The 9,147-nt window shown below is 40.1% G+C and carries 7 protein-coding genes; 2 read left to right on the top strand and 5 right to left on the bottom strand.

Annotation, left to right across the window (positions count from 1 at the left end; all coding sequences use genetic code 11):
• Both MTBBW1_RS06620 and MTBBW1_RS06625 read left to right on the top strand, forming a co-directional pair.
• Window positions 1-995: AAA family ATPase (locus MTBBW1_RS06620; RefSeq protein ID WP_222424001.1), on the top strand; the 995-nt coding region annotated here is incomplete at its 5' end.
• Window positions 992-1,603 (top strand): DUF4276 family protein, encoded by a 612-nt coding sequence (locus MTBBW1_RS06625; protein ID WP_080800899.1) that lies wholly within the window; start codon window positions 992-994, stop codon window positions 1,601-1,603. The genes MTBBW1_RS06620 and MTBBW1_RS06625, both read left to right, overlap by 4 nt.
• Window positions 1,604-1,810: 207 nt before the next feature.
• Here the strand turns inward: MTBBW1_RS06625 and MTBBW1_RS06630 are convergent, their stop codons facing one another.
• The 5 genes from MTBBW1_RS06630 to MTBBW1_RS06650 all read right to left on the bottom strand — a co-directional run bounded on the left by MTBBW1_RS06630 (window position 1,811) and on the right by MTBBW1_RS06650 (window position 8,866).
• Window positions 1,811-2,614, bottom strand: a complete 804-nt coding sequence (locus tag MTBBW1_RS06630; RefSeq protein WP_080800902.1) for a CoB--CoM heterodisulfide reductase iron-sulfur subunit B family protein — start codon at window positions 2,612-2,614, stop codon at window positions 1,811-1,813.
• A 3-nt stretch (window positions 2,615-2,617) separates the two neighbouring features.
• Window positions 2,618-4,615 (bottom strand): 4Fe-4S dicluster domain-containing protein, encoded by a 1,998-nt coding sequence (locus MTBBW1_RS06635; RefSeq protein WP_080800905.1) that lies wholly within the window; start codon window positions 4,613-4,615, stop codon window positions 2,618-2,620.
• 182 nt (window positions 4,616-4,797) lie between these two features.
• A complete protein-coding gene (locus MTBBW1_RS06640; protein WP_186441120.1) occupies window positions 4,798-6,609 on the bottom strand; it encodes a HAMP domain-containing protein in 1,812 nt (603 codons plus the stop codon).
• A gap of 16 nt (window positions 6,610-6,625) precedes the next feature.
• The gene (locus tag MTBBW1_RS06645) at window positions 6,626-8,335 is read right to left on the bottom strand and encodes an ABC transporter substrate-binding protein (RefSeq protein WP_186441121.1); all 1,710 of its coding nucleotides are present in this window, start codon (window positions 8,333-8,335) and stop codon (window positions 6,626-6,628) included.
• Between the two features lie 234 nt (window positions 8,336-8,569).
• On the bottom strand, window positions 8,570-8,866 hold the full coding sequence (locus MTBBW1_RS06650; RefSeq protein WP_080800916.1) for a hypothetical protein: 297 nt from the start codon (window positions 8,864-8,866) through the stop codon (window positions 8,570-8,572).
• Window positions 8,867-9,147 lie beyond the last annotated feature (281 nt).

Here is a 9,147-nt window from a genome sequence, read left to right on the forward strand (position 1 = left end):
AAAGTAATTTTATTGAATTTTTCAGAATGATCTCCGCCATGATGAAAACTGATGGCCTGAAAGAGTTCATTGCGGGAAATGCAGACACATATCTTTTTGGTGGTCCCAAACTTACACCCCACATTGAAGTAAAGATGTGCTTTGGTCAAAATGGATATGATTTTGAATTGGCAGCGACTGAAGATGGATTCTTTCTCATCAACAATGAAAAACGGCATTACTATCCATATAATGCAACAAAAGATCTTGGAAGTGGTAATTTCAATCCTGAGCTGCTGAATGATAGACATGGTTCCGTGATGAACACAGAACACAATGCATCATGCTACACCTACAACGCTATCACATCCTGGAAAATCTATCACTTCCATGACACCAGCAAAGAGGCTGGGATGCGTCGCTATAATGATCAGGCTCATGGAGCCAAACTGTTCATGGATGGTTCAAACATTGCTCCATTCCTATTGAATGTAAAAAAGAGCAATATTGATGCATACAATGAGATGATCAATGCCCTTCGTCTGGTAATTCCTTTTTTTGATGACTTTATTCTGGAACCCAACGACAATGAGAAATTACGATTGAACTGGCGACAGAAAGGTCTGCAAGATTACCCCATGAGACCAACCCTTCTGTCTGATGGGTCAATCCGATTTGTCTGTCTTGCGGCTGCACTGCTTCAACCGGAACCACCTACCACAATTATCATCGATGAACCTGAACTGGGTCTTCATCCTGGAGCACTGGCGATTCTTGCCGAACTCATCGAGGATGCTTCCAGAAGAACCCAGGTGATTATCTCCACCCAGTCACCCGCCTTGATTGATCATTTTGGAATTGAAGATGTCATCACAGTAAACCGCAAGAATGGTGCATCCATATTTAAACGCCTTGACGAAAAAGATTTCAATGTATGGCTTGAAGAATATTCTGTGGGAGAGCTCTGGATAAAGGATGTAATCCCCGGAGGCTATAGCCGGAGGCCCTGTTCATGAGTGACTATATTGAAATAATGATTATTGCTGAAGGTCATACGGAAAAACGCTTTATTGATGAGATATTAACACCATACATGGCAGCAAAAAATATCTTCATAAGGGGGCAATTGGTCGGTAAACCAGGACATAAAGGTGGAGATATTCGATTTTCCAGGGTGGAGAAAGATATTGCAATTCACCTGAAACAGCGAAAGGACACCTTTGTCTCCATGTTTGTCGATTATTATGGGATCAAAAAGGATTGGCCTGGACTGAATGAAGCACGTCAATGCACTTCTCCCAAAACCATTGCCGATGCAATGAATCGTGCTACCAAAAAAGAAGTGCTGTCAAAATTTGCTGATCATGGTGCTGATGATCGTTTTATACCCTTCATTGCCGTACATGAATTTGAAGCACTACTGTTCAGTGACATCAACATCCTTGCTTCTCAGCTCAAAGTAGATCTGTCAACTTTTGAGAAAATACTGGAAGAGTGTGGGGAGCCGGAGAATATTAATAATTCTCCCAATTCAGCACCATCTATACGTTTAAAGCGTATCTTTAATCCATACAAAAAAAAGACAAACGGGCTCACTATCGCCAACTTGACTTTTTGTCGATGAATCTCGTATTATCACACCTTAAAAACTGGGTAGTGTCATAAAAGTGTTGATATCTTTTTGTGAAAGCCCTGCGGAATCAAGGTTTGTGAAGAGCTCATCAACATATTTGGGACACCACCAAAAACTGTTGATCTATGAAGAGAATATTGTCCGGCACACTCAGTCCATCAATGCCAAAAGAGTACGCCCATTAATCTGGAAATACTATCAATGCTTAAAACCCATAGCACGGGCAAGAAGGGTTGTATAAAGTAAAGCCTGTGGATATTCTGAAGAGATGGGCAACTTCTCTTCATTTCTGACATGATCAAACTGTATCTGGCAATAAGTACATGCTGTGCATACTATATCTGCTGATGATTTTCCAGCATCTGCAAGTTTGTTTTTCATAAGTTCAATGGAAAGCTCACGGTTTCTGGCAAGAATTGGGTTTCCGCAACACTCAAGGCGCCTGTCCCAATCCACAGTTGTGGCACCGGTAATCTCTATTAGCTCTTCAAAAATAACCGGAGCAAGGGGATTGTCAAATTGCGTTATCTTTTTTGGTCTCAGGGCATGACATCCATAATGGGCAGCAACTGATAAGCCTGTCAATGGATAGGTTACATGATTTTTGATAAATCCGGCTCCAAGATCGTGATAAAGAACAGTTAAAAGGTGCTTTGGGGCATGGGTTCCCTTCCACTCCATGTTGTCTTTTTTAAGGATATCATTTATCTCTTTTTTCAGGCTTGGAGATGATTTGAGGTGATGGTGGGCATGCTTAAGATTTCCAAAACAACATTTGCATGGGGTGACAATTCTGAGATCTTCTTTTTCGGCAATTGCCAGGTTCCATGCAGCAGCATGGATAAACGAAATAAAACTGTAATCCCTTATTTGATGACCGCAACAGGTAAAGGGAAGCTCCACAAGTTCAACTCCAAGGGTCTTAAGGATATTTGCCATGGATAACCCGTATTCAGGCAGGTAGTGGGGTATTTTGCACCCCTTGAAAAAGGCAAATCTCATACACTACTCCTTTCCAAGATAGTTAGATGCCAGGTTTCTGAGGTTATACAATATATCAGCCACCTCTATTCCCTGGGGGCAGTGTTCCTGACACATGTAGCATGTTGTACAGTTCCATACCATGCTTGAAAACATGGCAACATCCCGTAATTCCAGCCTCAAAAGATTCATTACCTGCTGGGGGCTCAGTCCCGGATCGTGGGAGTGGCTGCGGGAGATCTCCACAACAGGACAAACATTGGAGCATATGGAGCATTGAACGCAATTTGAGAAAAAACCTGGATCAGAAGGTATTTTGTAAAAAGTCCTCTTATCTTTTCTTAATGCCTTGGTGCCACAATCCTTTTTATACTGTTCTGCCCATTCCATGGTGTTTTTCATGTTTACACTTTTATGTGGCGGAAAAAAACCTGCAATATCAAGGCGCTTTCTGGAGGATTCCCATATGCCTTTCAGGTCAATGCCAGCGGGGCATACTTCATTACAGCGAAAGCAGTCTGTACATATATAACTGCCCTTTGTGAGTCTTAATGCAGCGTCATGAAGTGTTTTATTAAATGCATCACCATGGAAAAATTTTTGCAGCGTGGCTCCATGAAAAAATCTCAGCACTATTGCAGCACCTGAAAATTTTTTAGATCTATTGACATGAGATGGCTTTTGAGCCGATATCAGAAAATTTTTAATTGAACGCATTTTTTCTGATGGGAATATATCAGGGTTGTCGGTGGTACGAAAAATGGGAGCAACACTGCATACATCTGAACATGCGCTGCACTGCACACATGCATCAAGCTCCAAAGACCTTTTCAATGACAATGCAGGTTCTGATATTTTTTGCAAAAAATCCGTTTCGCTTCTGTTTATGGCGGGTTTTTTTTGTGAAAAATCTATTTTACTTCTGTTTATGGTTGGTTTTTTCTTTGAAAAATCCATCCCGCTTCTGTTCATGGCAAGGCTTAATGGAGTTGATAACAGATGCAAAAATCTTGAAAACGGAACAAGAGCCATGAAAAGAAAAGAGCTTAACACATGAATATACCATAACCACACATCCGCTCTAATGCTGTCAAGCAGGAAAGCTCCATGAGCAATAAGCTTTGAAACTGGATATGAAATAAATGCATTTACAGGGCGGCTATGACAATCTATGCAATATTGCTCATTAAGTTCAGCACCTCTCTCCCGTAGCTCTTCTCCAAAGTTCCCATCAAAATTTTTTGCATTGAAAGTCTCTGTATAATTTTCATGATATGACAGGATAACTCCATACTCCTTTTCCCAGTAAAAGGATAGAGCTGAAAGATCCTCTTCATCATCAGGATTTGTATAATCAAGGTCTGAATAATCCATCACCATTTCTTCATACACGCTTCGGGAGATAATCAATGTGGCTTCAAGAAAAAAACCGGAAAGAACTATCATAAGAATTAGACAGGGAAGCATGATATCAGATATGGATAAGCTGCCATAAGAAAAGAGAGATCCTGTACCGGGAAAACATATTCCGTTTTTATGATTTGCCCCGGGCATCTCCCCAACCGGCAGTGGCTGTTTCTCTTTTATTTTTCTGACAATGGTTGCTGTCACACCTGCAAATACAAAAAAGCCCATCAGATTTCTTAAAAACATCCACGGATTTAATGTGGAAAGATAATCGGGAAAAACAAGAAGTGCAATTGATTGATCAAAAACATGAAAAAGAACAAGGAGTGTAAAGCCGTAGAAAATCAGCATGTGAAATCCCCATCTAAGGGGAGATAACAGAAAAAGTCTTTTTTGAAGCAAAACTTCGACAATAATGACTTTCAAAATTGAGACAAGCCCTGAAAAACTTGCAAAAAATCTCAATTTGACTTTTGCCATCGAAAAGATTTTCTCAAAAAATGAGTAACCTTGAACTGAATATCCCAATTCAATAAAAAACCAGCGGGCAAAACAGATCATAAAACCCACACACATAACTGCAAGAGCCGCATAAAACATTGTATTATAAAGCATTCAATACCTTTTTTGGGATGCTTCATATATCATCAAAAGTACTTTACACCTTTTAGGCAAGCTTCCCGAAAAATGGGACTCTGCATCAGGAAAGTGTAAACCGGAGAATGAAACATGCACCTTTTTTTTAAAAAATTATAAATTCTCTTGATCGTTCCCTATACAGTGCTTACCAGGAGGAGTTACGACTCTTGAGATTTTTTAGAGGATTCATTAATATCTATTATGGTGGATGTGAGATATGATTTTGTTTTGTAACTTGTGATATTCATCAAATTGCGATTTATGTTTGTCATTCTATCAACCTGTTTAACAATCATATCAATTTTACGCTGTATTTTGGGATCAAATGTACTATTTTCAGAAAGCAGCTCACAGCAGCCTGAAATAATCTGAAGAGGCTGGTTCAGCTCATGGCATACAGCACCTGCTGTTTCCATTACTGCATCAAGTTTCTTTTTTTCATCCAGCTCCTGCCGGCTTTTTCTTAAAGCTTCTTCTGCCTCTTTACGTTCTTCAATTTCCTTTTCAAGTTCACTGTTTATGACCTGAAGCCTGGCATTACTCTCCTTAAGCTCCTGGGTTCTTTTATCCACAAGCTCTTGCAGATGATTTTGATACTGGCGGATTTCAGTGTCAGATCTCCTGAGATTTTTAACCATTTCAGCTATGGAATTGCCCAACTCATCATGGGGAGATGCCACAGCAGGCAATAGAGAGAGATCTCCGCGTGCAACAGATGAAGCAGTTGCTGCCATGCTTCTGAGATACCGCTTCATATGGGCAAATGCCTTTTCTGTGTGGTTAAGCTTTACTATTATATCATCAAAGGCCCTTGCCATTTTTCCCACTTCATCTTCCTGATTTATCTTTAAAGGTGACGTGGAAATATGAAAATCTGGCCTTAAGTCTCCCTTGGAAAGGGCAGTAAGCTGTTCTGCAAGTTCATTAAGATCATTGTCAGCAATATTGCGGGAAGAGTTCATTAAAAGAAGTATTGGTTCTGTGATCTTTGATGATATGAAAAAACTTATGATGATACCTATAGAAAGGGAACAGGCAATGGCACTGAAAAGAAGTCTCCAAGTCTTTTTCAGCAACTCCCTTGAAGTCTCGTTATGTACTTTATATTCGGACTCAATGCCGGCAACACTTTTATTCACAGAGTCAGTTATTTTTTCTTCAAGATCATTAAATGTGGTTTTCAAAATAAGATTTAAAGAGGTTGAGGCTTCGTGGACAGCTTCAAATCCCTGTGAGAAGGCTGCTACGGCAATTTGAGTATCAACCGCATCTTTTTGCTCGGAAGAAAATGCACCAAAAGCAGATATCAGGGCTGACAAATCCTTTTGGGCAGTATTAAATGCCTTGCGGAAAAGGACTGCATGACGTTCATTGCCATTTTGAAGGAACAGAACAGTATGGTTCTGCATCTGCATGGATGCCATCTGAACATTACCAAAGGCAAGGAACTGTTGTAAATTTTGCTTTTCGGCAATTGCTATCCTAAGAGAGCTGAGTTTATTGTCAATTATATATCGGTTAGGCTCAATTTCATTGGCAATGCTCTTCTGCCTCAAACGAATAAGTTTGACCACACGGGCAAATTCCCTTTCATAAGTGTCAACAGATGTCTGGATGGTATTTAGAAAAGAGCTTCTTTCAGGATTGTCAATAAGAGGTGCAAGTTTTTCTATTATCTGGTTCAGCTCCCTGTGATTCCTGATAAATTGATTCAGACTCTGTTGTGTAAAACCTGTAATATAAGTATTTGCATGTACCCTTGCAAGAACGGTTCTGGCTGCAATATCTCTTGTAAGGGTCATCTGAAGGGAGAGGTTGTTAGTCAGCTCGTTGACCTGGCTCGAGATCTCTTTCACATAACCTATTGCTGATAAGCCAGCCCCGATCATGAGAAAACAGATTATCAATGTGGCAACTATGATTTTATGACGTATTTTATTAAACAGAAGTTTGTTTAACAAATTATTCATATGAGATTGTCTCTTTCTATTTCGTGCATTTCTTGGCAGGTTCAAACCAGATTGAAAGGCCATCCTGAACATAATCTGCCCCTCTTTCAGGCGACCATTTTCCATTGAGCACATTGACAGCAGCCTCATTTATCAACTGATAACCATCGGGAATGCCATCTCTTAGCTTTTCCCATGCAAAACGGATATCAGTGGGATATTTAATTCTGAAGCGATTGAAAGAATTGGCATGGAGATTCACAATTGTATTATTGTGGATCAAACTATTATCAGTCTTCTTTAACGCCTCCATTTTTCTTTTTCTGTTTTGTGTTTTTTCCTTTTGATTTTGGGTATCTTTCTCAACCTTATTTAAAGAAATCCCAACTCCGGTATTGGCTGTTGCTGCTTTTATATTTACATTTTCTGTCTGCTTGTGCATGGGGAAAAAACCTGGAAGCTGGTTGGCTAACATGAGTCCGGATTCAGGCATGGCCAGCCATGAAAGAAACTCCATTGCAGCTTCTTTCTGATGAGAATCACTATTTAGCCCCACACCTGCATCAAGATGAAACGTCATGTGTCTTGAGTGACCTTCAGGGGCTGGGGGAACAAAGATATCCCACTCAAAAAAGGGGGCTTCAAACTCAATAAAAGGAATGTCCCAGGAGCCGCCCATCCACATTGCCGCTCGTCCTTGAATAAAAAGGTGAAGGCTGTCGCTGTATTTAAGCAGTGTATGGTTTGGCGGTAAGAAAATTGATAGATCTTCAAGTGCTTTAAAAGCTGAAACCATATGGGGATCATTGAAACATCGCTCTCCTTTCAGATAGGCCATTCTTCCCGGGTGTCCTCCAATGAAGTTGGGAAGAATATTGAACAGAACAATTTCATTGATTGTCCATTCATCACCGGCGGCATTGGCAAAAGGGATATATCCAGCCTTTTTTATAACTGAGGCTTGTTTCAGAAGCTCTTCCCATGTGTTTGGCAGGGAGAGGTTGAGTTTTCTAAAAATTGATTTGTTGTAATAGATGCCATGGGCAGTGGCAATAAAAGGCACACCATATATAACATTTTCCTTGGACATCCAGGGTATAAGCATGTTGTGATTGAAATTCTCTTTAATGCCGGGCAGATCGTCTAAGGGAGCAAGATAACCTTTTTCAAAAAGCTGATGTGAAATATTAAAGGAGCGCAGATAAAATATATCCGGTGCAGTACCGGCTTTTAACTGGGCTTCAAGCACAGCATCATATTCCGATGCAGGTGTTGGGTCAAAAACAACTCTTATGCCAGGATGGCTCTTCTCAAACATATCCAGGATATAACGCATCTGGGGGATATCATCTGTCCGCCAGGAGCCCATTGTCAATACTGTCTGTTCAACAAGCTCAAACTCTTTTGCATGAGGTGCCCCGGGTAAAATAAAGGGATAAAAAAAGAGGAAAAAAAGAAAACAGGATAATGGGAATACAAAGAAAATGCGATCTGCGCATCTCAAGGGGTTGAAGGTACTCATTGAGTTGCAGGTACTCATTGAGTTGTAGGTACTCATTGGGTTGAAGGCACTCATTGAGTTGCAGGTATTCATTGAGTTGCAGGTATTCATTGGGTTGAAGGTACCCATTGGGTGGTAGTTACTCATTGGATGGCAGGTACAATTTAAAAGAAAATTTGTCATGAAAATAGCACTTATTTTCATGATCGTTGGTGGTCGCTGATTTTGGTCATTAGAGTTTAGCATATAATACCCTCCTGTTCGACATCTTGATGGCTTTTCGGCAGTTACGATTTTTGTCTGAACCAGGATAAGGATATCGGAATGCCTGAACCAGGATAAGGATATCCGGAATGAAAAGAATGTGCAGGTTATATCATCCTGCCTTATCCTGTTAATCCTGGGCATCCTGATTCAGACAGTATTGACAAGGTTCAAAAGTTTATAGTTGCCGACTTTGAGGAAATGACTAATAGCAAATCACATGCCGATCATTTTTAGACCTTCTTCAAGTTCATAATATGGTTTAATATCATAGCGATAGCCAGGGACACCGATATAAACAGCCATATTGTCTCCCAGCACCTGTATGCCTTCTGCAAGCCTTGCATTATCAAGTTCGTAAAAAGTAATGGAGTTAATACCATTTTTAAGATCAGCAGATATATATGGACCTCTTTTAACAAGAAAATCCGGCAATACCGGTGCTGTTAGATAACGCCTTGCAATTTCTTTTGCACTTTCCGGTGGGTATATTACGTTTGTCATTAGAATCATTTTTTCACCTATTGATTTTGTAAGTATTGTACATGGCGGATACCCGCAATTATAAAAAAGTTGAAAATTATTAAAAAAAACATAGCTCAGTGTTATTTCAAGGTTTGATTGTCGGGTAGAAAATGCCTTGAAACTTTGAAAAGACTTAAAAGTCACCCGACAGTTTAAACTTGAAGAAGCACTCAGTGGCCGTCAAGGGATGGCAGCTATGAAGATATAGTTTTCCAGATAATTAAATTTGCAAGCACAACGTAGGGGCAACCCTATGTGGTTGCCCTTCA

This window comes from Desulfamplus magnetovallimortis (assembly GCF_900170035.1).
Classification (GTDB): domain Bacteria; phylum Desulfobacterota; class Desulfobacteria; order Desulfobacterales; family Desulfobacteraceae; genus Desulfamplus; species Desulfamplus magnetovallimortis.